General features: G+C 60.2%; 11 protein-coding genes, 1 tRNA gene and 2 rRNA genes. 2 read left to right on the forward strand and 12 right to left on the reverse strand.

Features of this window, described 5'->3' with window-relative positions; all coding sequences use genetic code 11:
- Positions 1 to 78: 78 nt before the first annotated feature.
- The 3 genes from rnr to dapE all read right to left on the reverse strand — a co-directional run bounded on the left by rnr (position 79) and on the right by dapE (position 4,257).
- A complete protein-coding gene (gene rnr / locus Q0478_RS01795) occupies positions 79 to 2,334 on the reverse strand; it encodes a ribonuclease R (protein WP_298675560.1) in 2,256 nt (751 codons plus the stop codon).
- Between the two features lie 191 nt (positions 2,335 to 2,525).
- Positions 2,526 to 3,089 carry a DUF2064 domain-containing protein gene (locus tag Q0478_RS01800; RefSeq protein WP_298675604.1) on the reverse strand — a complete coding sequence of 188 codons (564 nt, stop codon included), beginning with the start codon at positions 3,087 to 3,089 and terminating at the stop codon, positions 2,526 to 2,528.
- A 16-nt stretch (positions 3,090 to 3,105) separates the two neighbouring features.
- A complete protein-coding gene (gene dapE, locus Q0478_RS01805; protein ID WP_298675563.1) occupies positions 3,106 to 4,257 on the reverse strand; it encodes a succinyl-diaminopimelate desuccinylase in 1,152 nt (383 codons plus the stop codon).
- Positions 4,258 to 4,594: 337 nt separating this feature from the next.
- On the opposite strand from dapE, the gene Q0478_RS01810 reads away from it, so the two are divergent.
- The gene (locus Q0478_RS01810; RefSeq protein ID WP_298675566.1) at positions 4,595 to 6,124 is read left to right on the forward strand and encodes a Hint domain-containing protein; all 1,530 of its coding nucleotides are present in this window, start codon (positions 4,595 to 4,597) and stop codon (positions 6,122 to 6,124) included.
- Positions 6,125 to 6,130: 6 nt separating this feature from the next.
- Entirely contained in the window at positions 6,131 to 7,183 is a 1,053-nt protein-coding gene (locus Q0478_RS01815) for a Hint domain-containing protein (RefSeq protein ID WP_298675568.1), read from the forward strand.
- Between the two features lie 9 nt (positions 7,184 to 7,192).
- Here the strand turns inward: Q0478_RS01815 and Q0478_RS01820 are convergent, their stop codons facing one another.
- The 9 genes from Q0478_RS01820 to Q0478_RS01860 all read right to left on the reverse strand — a co-directional run.
- The gene (locus Q0478_RS01820; RefSeq protein ID WP_298675570.1) at positions 7,193 to 7,879 is read right to left on the reverse strand and encodes an ABC transporter ATP-binding protein; all 687 of its coding nucleotides are present in this window, start codon (positions 7,877 to 7,879) and stop codon (positions 7,193 to 7,195) included.
- Positions 7,876 to 8,625: an ABC transporter ATP-binding protein gene (locus Q0478_RS01825; protein ID WP_298675573.1), complete on the reverse strand. Its 750-nt coding sequence runs from the start codon at positions 8,623 to 8,625 to the stop codon at positions 7,876 to 7,878. The genes Q0478_RS01820 and Q0478_RS01825 overlap by 4 nt, the downstream gene beginning before the upstream one ends.
- Positions 8,618 to 9,601: a branched-chain amino acid ABC transporter permease gene (locus Q0478_RS01830; protein ID WP_298675576.1), complete on the reverse strand. Its 984-nt coding sequence runs from the start codon at positions 9,599 to 9,601 to the stop codon at positions 8,618 to 8,620. Before Q0478_RS01830 ends, Q0478_RS01825 begins: the two co-directional genes overlap by 8 nt.
- Positions 9,598 to 10,518 (reverse strand): branched-chain amino acid ABC transporter permease, encoded by a 921-nt coding sequence (locus tag Q0478_RS01835; protein ID WP_298675579.1) that lies wholly within the window; start codon positions 10,516 to 10,518, stop codon positions 9,598 to 9,600. Before Q0478_RS01835 ends, Q0478_RS01830 begins: the two co-directional genes overlap by 4 nt.
- A 46-nt stretch (positions 10,519 to 10,564) precedes the next feature.
- Positions 10,565 to 11,707 carry an ABC transporter substrate-binding protein gene (locus tag Q0478_RS01840; protein ID WP_298675582.1) on the reverse strand — a complete coding sequence of 381 codons (1,143 nt, stop codon included), beginning with the start codon at positions 11,705 to 11,707 and terminating at the stop codon, positions 10,565 to 10,567.
- 319 nt (positions 11,708 to 12,026) lie between these two features.
- Positions 12,027 to 12,103, reverse strand: a tRNA-Met gene (locus Q0478_RS01845).
- A 69-nt stretch (positions 12,104 to 12,172) separates the two neighbouring features.
- Positions 12,173 to 14,638, reverse strand: a complete 2,466-nt coding sequence (locus Q0478_RS01850; RefSeq protein ID WP_298675584.1) for an AMP-binding protein — start codon at positions 14,636 to 14,638, stop codon at positions 12,173 to 12,175.
- Positions 14,639 to 14,794: 156 nt separating this feature from the next.
- Positions 14,795 to 14,909 (reverse strand): 5S ribosomal RNA (rrf, locus tag Q0478_RS01855).
- 80 nt (positions 14,910 to 14,989) lie between these two features.
- Positions 14,990 to 15,275: ribosomal RNA gene (locus tag Q0478_RS01860) — 23S ribosomal RNA — on the reverse strand; the annotation flags it as partial.

Raw genomic sequence — 15,275 nt, forward strand, 5'->3', positions numbered from 1 at the left:
GGCAGAAGAGCGCCGCTCCCCCAATTCAATAGCCTGCCAGCGCCTGCCCCCTTCCGGACAGTTTTGCACAGAAGACAGCTATTTGCGTTTGCGTTCGACCTTGCGTTTGGTTTTGGCGGCCTTGGCGCGGGCTTTGTGTTGGGCGCGCCTGGGGGGCTTGCCGCGGCCGGACTTGCGCCCCTGGGGGACGGTCTTGCCCTCGATCTCCAGAAGCTCCAGCGCAATGCCGCCGGTGACGGGTGCGGCCTCGGCCAGCTTGACCTTGACCCGCAGACCAAGGGTGATTTCACGGCGGGTTTCCGACCCGATCAGCACGCCACGCTCGGCATCATAGGTGAAATACTCGCGCCCCAGCGCGCGCATCGGCACAAGGCCATCGGCCCCCGTTTCATCGAGCTTCACGAAGATGCCGAAACGCGCAATCCCACTCACCTTGCCCTCAAAGACTTCGCCGACGCGCTTGTTGAGATAGGCCGCAAGGTAGCGATCTGTCGTGTCGCGCTCTGCCAACATGGAGCGCCGCTCCGTGGCGGAGATATGCTGCGCGGTCTCTTCCAGGCGCGCCTCATCCGCCGCTGTCAGCCCGTCTTCGCCCCAGCCATGGGCCGAAACCAGCGCGCGGTGCACCACAAGGTCGGCATAGCGGCGGATCGGCGAGGTGAAATGCGAATAAGCCCTCAGCGCAAGGCCGAAGTGGCTGAAATTGTCCTTGGAGTAATAGGCCTGCGACATCGAACGCAGCGTGCTCATATTGATCAGCTCGGCCTCTTCCAGCCCCTCGGCCTGCTTCAGCAGCCGGTTGAGATGCATTGTCTTGAGCACCTGCCCCTTGGCCAGGGTCAGCCCGCTGGCCTGCGCCACTTCGCGCAGGCTCTCGATCTTCTCGGCACTCGGCTCTTCATGCACACGAAACAGCTGCGCAGACTTGCGCTTGATCAGCTCCTCGGCGGCGCAGACATTGGCCAGCACCATGAACTCCTCGATCATCCGGTGCGCATCGAGCCGCTCGGCATAATCAATCGAGGCCACCTCGCCCGCCTCGGTGAGCACAACTTTGCGCTCGGGCAAATCAAGCTCCAGCGGCTGGCGCAGAGCGCGCGCCGCGCGCAGGGCATAATAGGCCGCATACAAAGGCCCAATCACATCGTCCATCAAGGGCGCGCATGTCTCGTTCGGCGCACCATCCTGTGCCGCCTGCACCTCCTGGTAATTGAGCGAGGCGGGCGACTTCATCAGCCCGCGCACAAAGCTGTGACTGAGCTTCTCGCCCGTCTCCGTCACCTGCATCCGCACCGCAACACAGGCGCGCGGCACGCCCTCGTGCAGCGAGCAAAGATCGCCCGAAAGCCTGTCAGGCAACATCGGCACAACGCGGTCGGGGAAGTAGCTCGAGTTGCCGCGCTTCCTTGCCTCGCGGTCAAGAGCACTGCCGGCGCGCACATAATGCGCCACATCGGCGATGGCGACCCAGATGATATGCCCGCCCTTGTTCTGCGGGTCGGTGTCGGCCTCGGCATAACAGGCGTCGTCATGGTCGCGCGCATCCGAAGGGTCAATCGTGACCAAAGGCATGTCGCGCAAATCCGCGCGCCCCGTCAGCCCCGCAGGCTTCATGCTGTCGGCCTCGGCAATCACCTCATCAGGGAAGCGGTCGGGAATGCCATGCTGATGGATGGCAATCAGGCTCACAGCCCGCGGCTGGCTCGGATCTCCAAGCCGATCGACAATCCGCGCTTTGGGCAGGCCCATGCGCCCGCGTGGCCCGGCCTGCTCGGCTTGCACAAGCTCGCCATCCTTCGCGCCATGGGTCGCGCCGGCGGCCACGGTCCATTCCGTCTGCTCGCCCTTGTCAACCGGCACGATCCGCCCACCCTCGGCCCCCGCACGGAAAATGCCCAACACCCGCGCAGGGTTTGTGCCGATGCGGCGGATGAGGCGGCCCTCATAGGCGTGGCTTTCGCCCGCAACCGCGCTGAGCCGCGCAAGGATCTGATCGCCCTCACCCAAGGCAGGGTCAGAGGCTTTCACAATCATCAAGACAACAGGTGCCGCGCCCTCCCCCTGCCACTCCAGCGGTTCAGCCAGCAGGTCTCCATCAGCCGTAGGCGCAACCATGCGCAAAACCGATACAGGCGGCAGCTTGTCCCTGTCGCGATAGGTCTTTTTGCGCTTTTGCAAATGCCCCTCGGCCTCAAGCTCCTTGAGGATACGCTTGAGATCAATCCGCTGCGCCCCTTTGATGCCAAAAGCCTTGGCAATATCGCGCTTCGCGGTGAGAGTCGGGTTGTCCGAAATCCATGTGAGGATCTCGTCCTTGGTGGGGAGCTTGTTCATGGCTCCAGCGCTATCACGGCCCCGGAAGGAAGGGAATATTTACCTTCTGTTCATCTCTTCGTAAACGCGCCGCGCGCCGTGCGCGGCGTTAACTCATTTTGTGTTAAGTCACGTCGCAATCAGGCGGTGCACGCTGTGTGCACGGGTTGTGCACGCATATCACCCCCCTAATTATGGCAGCGCAGCATTGGTTAACGGCGCGGAACGCTGCTCAAATCGGCGGCGGTGTCCACATCCGAGAGCGCGGCCACAAGCGCATGGCTCTGGCCATTCAGCGTGGCGATACTGTCAGCCAAAGCCTCAGCACTTGACCAGCGCACACCCTCAAAAAGCCGTGGCGGCAAGGGGCGGCTGCGGCGAAAGCCGGTGAGCCAGAAGCCCCCGTCCGTGGCAGGGCCAAACACCGCCTCGCGCGCGCCCAGAGCGGCAAAAGCCTCGGCAATATGGCGCTTTTCCACACCTGGAATATCGCCACCAATGAGGCAAGCCCGCCCCTTGGGCAGCGCCTCAAAAGCTGCGCGCATCCGCTCTCCCAAGCCCCCCGGCCCTTGCGAAATACGCGGCACATGCGCAGGCCAAACTGCGCTGCCCAGCGCCGTGTCAGGCGCAACACTCAGCCAGATTTGCCAGCGCGGATCGTCAAGGCGGCGCAGCAATCGGCGCACCGAATGGCGAAACCACCACGCCGCCGCCACACGGCCAATGTCGCGCGCCAGCCGCGTTTTCACCCGCCCCGCGGCGGGGAATTTCACCATCACGATGAGGTGCTGCCTAGCCTGCAAAATAGTCGCTCAAAATACGTTTGTAGATGTCTTTGAGCTGATGAATCTGCGCCACCTCGACCCGCTCGTCCACCTGATGCATGGTCTTGCCGACAAGGCCAAACTCAACCACAGGGCAATGCTCTTTCATAAAGCGCGCATCCGATGTGCCGCCCGTGGTGGACATTTCGGGCACGCGGCCCGTGACAGCCTCAACGCTTTTGGCCACCAAAGCCGATAAGTCCCCCGGCGGCGTGATAAAGCTCTCACCCGAGATTTTCACTGTCATATCAACGCCTACGCCAAATTCCGCGCGGATTTTGGCGGCCTCGCCCTCCAGCCATTCGCTCAGCGATGCGCCGCTGTGGCTGTCGTTGAAGCGGATGTTCACAGTCGCGCGGCTCTGCGCGGGGATCACATTGGTCGCCCCGTTGCCCGTATCAATTGTCACAACCGCAAGGGTCGAGGCGTCAAAATGCGCCGTGCCTCTGTCAAGCTCGGCGCTGGCAAGCCGGTCCATCAGCCGCGCCATGGCGCTGAGCGGGTTGTTGGCGCGGTGCGGATAGGCCGAATGCCCCTGCACACCTGTCACGGTGAACCAGGCTGTCATGCTCCCGCGCCGGCCGATCTTCATCATCTCGCCCATCTCGTTGGGGCAGGTCGGCTCGCCCACAAGGCAGACATCCATGCGCTCGCCCGCTTTGGCCATATGCTCCAGAAGCGCGGTTGTGCCGTCAATCGCGTCGCCCTCCTCGTCGCCCGTGATCGTCAAAATCACCGCACCGTCTGGAGGTGTATCTTGCACAAATTCGATGGCCGCCGCCACAAAGGCCGCCACGCCCGATTTCATATCGGTCGCGCCGCGCCCCCAGATCATCCCGTCCTTTTCAACAGCGCCAAAGGGTGGCACGCTCCACGCGGCCTCATCGCCCACAGGGACAACATCGGTATGGCCGTTAAAGCCGAAAGACTTGTTCGCGCCTCTCTTGCCCCAGCGCGCAAACAGGTTGCTCACCTCGCCCCGGTCCGCACGGGTGCACTCAAAGCCCGCCGCGCTCAAAAGCGCTTCCAGCAAGGTGAGTGCGCCACCTTCATGAGGCGTTACCGAGGGGCACTTTATAAGGGATTTCGTCAGCTCTGCCGCATCCACATTTGAAGCCATTTTCTCCGCCTTTCACCAACTCGCCGCACAGAACACTACATATCGTGCCAAAAGGCGAGCCGCAAACAAGAGACCGCCGCAAATTTGCCACGTTTCTGCCAAGACCCACCGAAATATCTTAACAGCGCAGACTCTTTAGTGTTAACTTTTCATTAATAAAAACCAGAGGCAAAGCAGGTGCGCAGGGTCTGAAAGATCCTGATCGACCACAGAGCGAAAATCGCCAATGATATCTGTATGTTACAGTATCGCGCCGGCCGCTTTGCCCGAATGAGGCAGTAATACTATGGTGGCAGCGTCAACTTTGCCGATCAATACAAATGCGTCCGCGCTCCAGATGGCCCAGACCATTTTTGGCAACGGAGCAACCGTCTCAGGAGCCTCCTATTCGGGCAGCAGCTATTCCTCCGGAATCTACTCCAACGGCGACAGCGTCGCTCCGGGCGTAACGCCCTCAGATACGGGGGTTATTCTCTCGACGGGCCGCGCCAGCAGCTTCACAAACAGCTCCGGTCAATCCAACCAAAGCACCGCCCGCAGCACCAACACGGGTGGGCAAAACAACCATCCCGATTTCAACGCCGCCGCCGGGGCGCGCACCTATGACGCCTCCTATCTGGATGTTGATTTCGTGCCCACAGGCAGCCTGATGACGCTGCAATTCGTGTTTTCCTCCGAGGAGTATCCCGAGTTTACCAACTCGCTTTATCAGGATTTCATCGGCGTCTGGGTCAACGGAAGCTTCGTTGATCTGAGCGTGGGCAATGGCGATGTGGACCCCGCCAACATCAGCACGACATCCAATGCAAACCTGTTTCACAACAACGCAAATGATGCGTTCAACACAGAAATGGACGGCTTCACTGTCACCATGAGCCTGACCATGCCTGTCAATGCCGGACAAACCAATTCGATCCGGATCGGCATCGCAGATGTGCTGGACAGCAGCTTTGATTCCAACCTGTTGATCGCAGCTGACAGCGTTCAAACCGTGCTGATTGCACAGGATGACAGCTATCACCTCACCGCTCCGGGGCAGATCAAAACCATTGATATTCTGGGCAATGACATCCGGCCAACATCGGCCACGCTCACCATCACCCATATCAATGGCGTGGCCGTCACCGCCGGCAGCTCTGTCGTGCTGACAACAGGCCAGACCATCACACTCAACGCCGATGGCACATTCACCATGCTGGCCGCAAGCACCGTTGAGGACTTCAACTTCACCTACACCATCGACGACGGCACCGACACAGCCACAGGCTTTGTTCTGGTCGATGCTGTGCCCTGCTTCGTGCGCGGCACCCGGATCCTGACGGAGCATGGCTATGTCCCGGTTGAACGGCTCGCCCCCGGCGCGCAAATCAAGACCCGCGACAACGGCTTCCAACCTCTGCGCTGGATCGGAGAGCGCCGCACAGAAGCGCGCGGCAAGCACGCCCCCATCTGCATCCGCGCCAACACCTTTGGCCGCCACAAGGAACTCTGGGTCTCACCGCTGCATCGCATCTTGATCCGCGACAGCCTCGCAGAGCTGCTCTTTGGAGAATATGAGGTGCTGGTCGCCGCCCGCGATCTTGTCAACGACAGCTCGGTAAGGGTCATGCAAGGCGGGGAGGTGAGCTATTTTCACCTCCTGTTTGATCAACATGAAGTGGTTTATTCCGAGGGGCTTCCGAGCGAAAGCTTCTTGCCCGGCCCACAGCTGGCCAACAGCTTTGAAGAAGAGGTCGCCGCAGAAATCTACGGTCTTTTTCCCGAGATAGACCCCGCCACAGGCCATGGCTACAGCCCCGCAGCCCGGCGCACGCTCAAGCCCTATGAGGCCCAGTTGCTGCGCATCCCCGAGTGCAAAGTGGCCTGATCCGCCATGGGCTGGATCGCCATATCCGCAGCAGAGCAGCGCTGGTATGACGGCGCGCCTGACCAGGCGTTTCTCGCGCGCGGCAGCCTGGTTGTCGAAGCGCATCTTTCGCCTGAGGCGCGCCCTCAACGGCTTCTGGCCTATCAGGCGCATCACCCCTGGGAGCGCAGCCTGTCGCTTCAGGCCATACCCGGCGGAGGGGTGGTGCTTGTGCTCAGCCAAAACGGCGAGAGCCACCATGTCACACTGGCGCTTGAGGCCAGCGAACGGGCCGATCTGTTGCGCATCACCTACAGCTGGGATGGGCCCGCCCGCTGGGCAAGGCTGGCCATAGAACAGCCCGAGCGCGGAACGGTGCGCTCGGTGCTGGCCCCGCCGCCCCACCCGCTCTGGCGGGCCGACATCAAAATCATGGCCACCCGCCCCGACGCGGTCCAAACAGACGAGGACCTGGTGTTCTTTGCTGTCAGCGACACCATAGAGCCGCTTGGCCCCACACCCAGCCTCGGCGCCCATGTGCCGCTGCAAACAAGCGCCGGCTACCGCCCCGTGAGCGCGCTCACGCAGGGCGCGTTTGTCGATACGCTTGAGCGCGGGCCAACGCCCGTTCTGGCCCATCTGTCGCGGACTGTGCCGGCCTTTGGCAGCTTCCGCCCCGTGCGGTTGCGCGCGCCCTATTTCGGCTTGCAGCAAGATATCGTCGTCGCCCCTGATCAAAAGCTCGTCGTCAGCCAGCCCATGGTCGAGTATATGTTTGGCTGCGAGGCTGTGCTGGTGCCCGCGCGCCACCTCGTCAACGGCACCTCCGCCATCTGGCAGGACGGTGCTCTCACAGCCACCTACCACCAGCTGGTGCTTCCCAACCATGAGACGCTCCTTGCCGCTGGCACACCGTTGGAGAGCCTGTTTATTGGCCGCCTGCGGCGCAAGCCGGAGCTTCAGGCCCAGAGCCAGTTGAGCGCCTTCAAGCGCGCAGATCTCCCCGAGCATATGCTCTCTGCCCACCCCGTGTTGCGCCCCTTTGATGCGATCACGCTGGTTGAGCAGTGTGCGGCCTGAGCAGGCCCCTCAGACACCCACATATTGACGGGTCAGATCGTCGCTCAACGCCGCCATTTGCCCGCGCCAGACAGAGCGCCCCCGCTCCAACACAACGGCCCGGTCGCAAATGCTGCGCAGCTCTTTCACAGATTTGTCGATCACCAGGATCGCCAAGCCCGTCTGCGCCTTCAGCTCGGCCACCGAAGCCCAGATTTCCTGCCGGATGATCGGCGCCAGCCCTTCTGTGGCCTCATCCAAAATCAGCAAGCGCGGATTTGTCATCAAGGCCCGCCCGATGGCCAACATCTGCTGCTCGCCGCCTGAAAGCGATGCCGCCCGCTGGCTGCGCCGCTCCGCGAGCCTCGGAAACAGCGCCGCCACTTTGGCCATATCCCACTCACCGGCCCGCGCCGCCGCGCGCAGGTTTTCTTCCACGCTCAGTGAGGCAAAGCAACGCCGCCCCTCCGGGACAAGCCCAATGCCGAGCCGCGCCGCAGCATGGCTTTGCAGGCGTGTCAAATCCTGCCCGTCAAAAATAATCTGCCCCTGCGCGGCCATCATCCGGCAAATACATTTGATTGTTGTGCTCTTGCCCATGCCATTGCGGCCCATCAAGGCCAGCACTTCTCCCGCCTTGAGCGACAGTGACACGCCAAACAAGGCCTGGCTCACCCCATAGGAGGCAGACAGTTTGGAGACAGTGAGAAGGTTCATGCGTCCTCTCCCAAATAGGCTGCGCGCACATCTGCATTGGCGCGGATCTGTGCAACCGAGCCCGTCGCAATCACCCGGCCATACACCAAAACACTGATCCGGTCAGCCAGCGCAAAAACGGCATCCATGTCATGCTCCACCAGCAAAATAGGGGCTTGCTGCTTGAGTTTTGCCAGAAAGCCCGTCAGCCGCGCGCTGCCCTCGCTGCCCAGACCGGCCATGGGCTCATCCATGACAAAAGCCTTGGGCCGCAACGTGAGCGCCACAGCCACCTCAAGCTGGCGGCGCTGGCCATGGCTCAGCTCAGCGGTGCGCATGTTGCGAAAGTCTTCCAGTCCCACCCGCGCCAGCGCCTCGTCGGCCCGGGCCACCAGCGCCTTGTCCTTGAGCGCCGGCTGCCAGAAGCGCCAGGGCCGCGCACTGGCCCCAAGCGCACCCAGCGTGGCGTTTTGCAGCACCGTGTCTTCCATCGCCAACGCCGATATCTGAAAAGTCCGCCCCAAGCCGCGCTGCGCCCGCCTGCGCGCCGGCAGGTCTGTGATATCCTCCCCCAAGAGTTCCACCCGCCCCGCATCCGAGGCAAGTGTGCCGCATATCTGGGCAATCAGCGTAGATTTCCCGGCCCCGTTCGGCCCGATGATCGCATGAATTTCTCCGGCTTTCAGATCGAGCGAAATATCTTCCGAAGCCGTCAATGCGCCAAAGGATTTGCGAATCCCATATGTGGCAAGAACCGTGTCAGCCATGGCTTTTCTCCCGCCCTGCCAACATACCAATCAGCCCGCCGCGCCCGAAGAGCACAATCAGCAACAAAAGCAAGCCAAGGTAGATGTGCCAATAATCGCTCAAACCGCCAAGCCAATGCTCCAATCCGACAAAGACAAGCGCCCCCACAACCGGCCCGAACAGGCGTCCAACCCCGCCAATGATGATGAACACCATGATCTCGCCCGAGAGCTGCCAGCTGAACATTGTCGGGCTGACAAACCGGTTGAGATCGGCAAACAAGGCCCCCGCGAGCCCCGTGATGGCGCCGGAAATCACAAAGGCCACAAGCTTGAGGCGCCGCCCGTCCAGCCCAACAGTCTCCACCCGCTGGGGCACCTGCCGCACCGCGCCAAGCGCCAGCCCGAAGGGCGACTTCGCCAGCCGATGTGCGCCGAACAAGGCCGCACTCAGCAGCGCGAGGCAAAGGCCGTAGTATTGAATGGGGTCGAGTGTGTTGAGGCCCGGAAAGCCGTTTCGCACATAGATCGACAGCCCGTCTTCCCCGCCATAGGCCGACCAGCTGATCGCGAAGTAGTAAAACATCTGCCCGAAGGCGAGGGTGATCATGATGAAATAGACGCCCCCCGTGCGCAGCGACAGAACGCCAATGCACCAAGCGGCCAATGTCGAAACAAGCACCGCCACGAGCCAGATGATGGGCATGGACTTTGTGCCCTCAATCAAAAATGGCACCTCGATCAGCGGCGAATAACTCTGGGCGTGATAGGCCAAAATGCCCATGCTATAGCCCCCCAGCCCGAAGAACACCGCATGGCCAAAGCTCACCAGCCCGCCAAGGCCAAGCGCGATATTCAGGCCCACAGCGGCCAGCGCAAAGACAGCCGCGCGAGTCATCAGCGTGATGGTGAAAGGCTCCTGTGCCCAAAGCGCCCAGGCGGGCACGGCGATAAAGATCGCAAAGATCAGCGCATTGAGCGTGCTTTCCCGGATCATGGTTGCGCTCCAAACAGGCCCGTTGGCCGCCAGATCAGAACGGCTCCCATGAGGATATAAATGGCCATGGACGCCAGCGACGAGCCCACCGAATTGGCCGCCGAAGGCTCCAGAAAGAGCCCAAAAAGCCTTGGCAGAAAAACGCCGCCCAAAGTATCGGTCAGCCCGACCAGCAGCGCGCCCACAAGCGCCCCCTTGATCGAGCCGATCCCGCCGATCACGATCACCACAAAGGCAAGGATCAGCACCGGCTCTCCCATCCCCACCTGCACAGACTGGATCGCACCGACAAGCGCGCCCGCCAGCCCTGCAAGGGCCGCGCCGAGCGCAAAAATGAGCGTGTAGAGCTTGGAAATATCCACGCCAAGCGCGGCAATCATTTCGCGGTCGTTCTCGCCCGCGCGGATCTGAATGCCAATCCGCGTGCGGCTGATCATCAGCCCCAGCCCCGCCGCCACAGCAAGGCCAGCGCCGATCAACACCAGCCGGTAGAGCGGATACTCAATGCCCCCCGGCAAGCTCACCGGGCCACTGAGTGCCGCAGGAATGTTGAGAAACAGCGGAAAAGAGCCAAAGAGCCAGCGCGTGCCCTCCGAAAAAATCAGGATCAGCGCAAATGTCGCCAGAACCTGATCAAGATGATCCTTGTCATAAAGCCGGCGTATAACAAGCAGCTCAATCAGCGCACCCGCCGCCGCCGCCGCCGCCATCGCCGCGGCAAGCGCCAGCACAAAAGAGCCTGTCGCCCCCGCCACAGCCGCCGCCGCAAAAGCGCCGACCATGTAAAGCGAGCCGTGGGCGAGGTTGATCAGCCCCATCACCCCAAAAATGAGCGTAAGACCTGCCGCCATAAGAAACAGCATGATGCCAAACTGAAGCCCGTTCAGCACCTGTTCTGCAATAAGGATAAAGGACATGCGCTTGGCAATCTGGCCACGCCCCAAAGAGCGCGGCCAAGATCAATCACATCTTGCAGTCAACGCCATAGGCGTCCATGTGGTTTTCAAGTGCCGGGCCAATGAGCTTATTGGTGTAAACGTCACCCTCTTTCACCACCTCACGCGCATAAATCGTCTGGATCGGATGATGGTTGTCGCCAAACTTGAAAGCGCCTCGCGTGCTGTCAAACTCGGCCGCCTTAAGCGCGGCGCGGAAGGCATCGGCATCGCTGACATCCGCCTTGTTCAAAGCCGAAATCAGCAGGTTCGCCGTGTCAAAGCCCTGGCTGGCATAGAGCGAGGGCAAACGGCCATATTCCGCCTGAAACGTCTCCACAAACGCCGCGTTGGTGGGGTTGTCGAGGTCTTTGTTCCACTGCGAGGTGTTCACAACGCCAAGCGCAGCGTCACCCACGGCTTGCAAAATGCCCTGATCAAAGGAAAAGGCAGGGCCGACAACGGGCAGATCAACGCCTGAATCCGCATATTGCTTGAGGAAGGCAATGCCCATGCCCCCCGGCAGGAAGAAAAAGACAGAATCCGCCCCGCTCGCGCGGATCTGGGCAATTTCGGCGGCATAATCTGTCTGGCCGAGCTTGGTGTAAAGCTCGCCTGCCAGCGCTCCCTTGAAGAAGCGCTTATAGCCTGTCAACGCATCCTGCCCCGCAGGGTAGTTGGGGGCAAGAATAAAGGTTTTGCCATAGCCTGCCGAGGTCGCATAAGCGCCGGCGGCTTCATGCAGGTTGTCATTCTGCCAGGCCACATTGAAATAATTGGGGTGGCAGCCCTTGCCCGCAAGTGCGGAGGGGCCGGCATTGGGCGAGAGGTAGAACTTGCCCTGCGCGGTGACAGAAGGGATCACCGCCATCGCCAGGTTGGACCAGATAATCCCCGTCAGCACATCCACCTTTTCAGATTGCACCATCTTGTCCGCCAGCTGCACAGCCACATCTGGCTTGCGCTGGTCATCCTCGATCACTACCTCGATATCATTGCGCCCGGACTGTTGCACAGCCAGCATAAAGCCGTCGCGCACATCAATCCCAAGGCCAGCACCGCCGCCTGACAGGGTGGTGATCATGCCCACCTTCGTGTCGGCCACCGCCGCGCCCGTCACAGCAAGCGCCGTTGCCAGCGCCGTCCCCAAAGTGAATAGTTTGCGTTTCATTTTCATCTCCCGTGTTCCGCTGCACACTGCTGAAACCGTTTGTAACCACGATTTTCTTACAGGCATTGCTATATATTGCGGCCAAGCTTCCCGTGATTTCCGACAGAATGGAAGCTCTTTTTTGCATTTGCAGGCGCGTGCATGACCCAGCCAAGACTCGGAGGCCCAAATTGGTTTGCATCTCAACAATCTGGGCCCGGCTGGCAATGACCCGTCTCACCGAGCAGGCGTCACACCAAAAGGAAAAGCCCTTCCGTCCCGCCCTTGATTCGCCCCAAAACGCAAAAACGCCGGCCTTTTGGGCCAGCGTTCTTGCATTTGGTTGCGGGGGTAGGATTTGAACCTACGACCTTCAGGTTATGAGCCTGACGAGCTACCGGGCTGCTCCACCCCGCGCCAAGTGAGTGCTTCGAATACGCCCCGTGCGCACGGGTTGCAACCCCAAAAAAGACGTTCCTTTTCACTTTATGCAAAGTTTTCTGAAATCCAGTCTTCCAACCGTTGCACAAGCCTTTCGGCATTGGGATCACGCAGAACATGTGTGTGGTTTCCCGGCGCATCAAGGCATGTTGCCCGGTGATAAAGCCGGTCCTGCCAATAGGCTTCATTGGCCGTTTTGTGGGGGTTTTCCTCAAGACAGGAGATGATCAGCGCTTTGTTGAGCCAAAGGTTCTGGGGCGCGTAGTTTCGAAAGGCCGTTTCATCCGCAATTGGGAGCTCTCGGGCCGGGCGCCGCAAGAAGATATGCCCCGCACGGTTGAGACAGCGTGCAAAATCACGCTGTTTGATCAACGGGCTGAGAATGCGCCGCGCCCACCAATCAAACCGCTCTTTTTGAAGATGGCCCGCCGTTGGTTCAACCAAGATCAACCCGACATCCTCTGCCCCGCGCCGGTTCAATTCCCGCGCAGCCTCAAGTGCCAGCAGACTCCCCGCAGAAAACCCCGCAATAACCATGGGTCCAAGCCCATGCTGGGCCTCGATCGTGTCACAGGCATGGCCCGCAAGCTCGGCAACCGAGAGGCGTTCAAACCCTGTGCGCTCAGCCACATCACGAACATGAACACCAAAATAGCTGCGTCCCTGCCCGAGCGCGTTCATCATATACAACCAATCAGAAAACTCGCCGTTCTCAACGGGCATAACAAACACGGGTGGCCTCAATTCGCCGCGCTTCAGCGTGACAATCGGGGCGCTGTCCGCCTGTTCAATCCGCTGCGCGATCTGGGCAATAGAGGCCCCCTGCATGACAAAGCTCTCATATCCGAGCCGCACCTTGAAGCGCTCCTCCAAGGCCACCAGAACAGCCATGGCTTGCAAGGAATCCCCGCCAATATCAAAGAAGTCATCTTGCGCAGTGTAGTTTCTGTGCCCCAGCACGCGCTGCCAGATATCGCAAATCTCCCGCTCCGGGGCAGAAAACGCAGCAGCGCCCTCTGCGTGCGGCAGGTCCTGCGTGTCTGGGCTTGGCAGCGCCTTCCGGCTGATCTTTCCTGAGTCGGTCTTGGGCAACGCCTGATGCGCAATAAAGTAATTGGGCACCATATATGCCGGCAAACGCCGCAACAGCGCCGCGCGGTAAGCTGGCACATCAAGCGCCCCATCGGCATTCAAGACATAATGACACACAAGCTGGCGCGCCCCAAAGGGGCTCATCCAACTCGTCACCGCAAGTTCGGCGAAATGCCCTTCCTTTGACAGCTCCGCTTCAACTTCCGAATAGCGCACGGAATAGCCGCGAATTTTTACCTGATCATCCACACGGCCAATGAGGTGCAGGCACCCCTTGGAGTCAAAATAGCCAATGTCCCCAGTCAAAAGACACCGCGTGCCGTCAGCTTCCGTCCAATAGACCCCCTCAGATTTCTCCGGATTGTTGAGATAATGCTCCGCAAGATACCGGCTCCGTTTCAGGATCGTGCCCGCAACCCCCTGCGCCACGGGCTGGCCCGCGTCATCCACAACCGACAACTCGCCTGGCACAGGCGGATAGCCGGCAGGCAGGGGGCCCTGTGGGCGTGGCGCACCTGACACAAAATCGTAACAGGCCAACAGGCCGCATTCCGTAGAGCCATAGCTGTTTGTCAGAACCGCATCTTTTGCAAAAACCCGTTCAAACTCGGCCACATCTCGCGGCAAAAGCGCCTCTCCCGCAAGCCGGGCAAACCGCAACGCGGGCAGCCGCTCTTTCGCAGCCCCCACAATCGCGCGAAAGGCAACAGGATAGCTCTGAAACCCGGTGATCTCATGGCTGCGAAGCCAGTCCACAAGCGCGCTCGCGCCCTTGCCACGAAAATCATAGAAAAGCGCATGAGACCCTGCCCAGAAGTTTGAGAAGACCGTGTCAAACCACATCTCTCCAAAGAGCGCGACCCTGTCTTGTGGCCCCAGATTGGCCGCGCTGGCATGTGCATTTATATAATGGTCCAGAACGGCCGCAGAAAGCGGCACGAGTTTGGGCACACCGCTTGAGCCCGATGTCGGCTCAACCGACCAGATCCTATCTTCCGAAGGCCGTGGCAAAATTTGGGTATCTGAGGGCAGCATATCAAGCTTGCCCAGCTCAAAGGCCTCAAAGCCGAGCTCTGCCGCAAGGTTCACAGCGCCTTTGCTTTGTGCGAGCACCTGCTTGACCCGCGCCGTTTCAAAGACATGTGCAATCTTGCTCGCCGTCTCGCGCGCATCCAATGGCGCAATGGCCACTCCAAGGCGAAGCGCCGCCAAGCCTGCCACAACCACAGGTATCATAGAGGTCTTGAGGCAGCCCAGGCAATCGCCCTCGCGAAACCCACGGGCGCGCAACCGCTCTGCAAGCGCGGCACTTTGCGTCACAAGATCTTGGTATGTAAGCCGGATACCATCCCCTGAAAGCGCGGGGGCATCAGGGCGCTCTCTGGCGTGCGCTTCTATTTTCTGGAGCAGGCGGCTCATCTGTTCAGGCTATCCCAAGGTTGCGTCAGCCCCTTGAAAACCAGAAAAAAACGCCGATTTTATGACAGACCCAGCCGAAAGGCGAGGCAAGCTCACATGCGTTGTTATGATATATTTTTGGACGTATTGAGAGTTATCATTGATAGGATTTTTTAGGTTTGGCGGTGACCTACTCTCCCACACCTTAAGATGCAGTACCATCGGCGCGACAGCGCTTAACGGCCGGGTTCGGAATGGATCCGGGTGTTTCGCTTGTGCTATGACCACCAAACCAAAGAAAGCCTATCAAATTCCAAGTCAAGTATTCCTTGATGTATGCTGATGTCCGTAAAAGCCTGGCTTTTACTGGATCAAATCAAGCCTATCGGACCATTAGTACCAGTCAACTGAATGCATTACTGCACTTACATCTCTGGCCTATCGACGAGGTGGTCTACCTCGGTCCTCAGGGATACCTTGTTTTGAGGGGGGCTTCCCGCTTAGATGCCTTCAGCGGTTATCCTGTCCGTTCATAGCTACCCAGCACTGCCGTTGGCACGACAACTGGTCCACCAGTGGAACGTTCACCCCGGTCCTCTCGTACTAGGGGCAACTCCTCTCAAGTATCCTACACCCACGGCAGATAGGGACCGAACTG

The sequence above is a fragment of the uncultured Lentibacter sp. genome (assembly GCF_937123735.1).
Classification (GTDB): Bacteria; Pseudomonadota; Alphaproteobacteria; order Rhodobacterales; family Rhodobacteraceae; genus Lentibacter.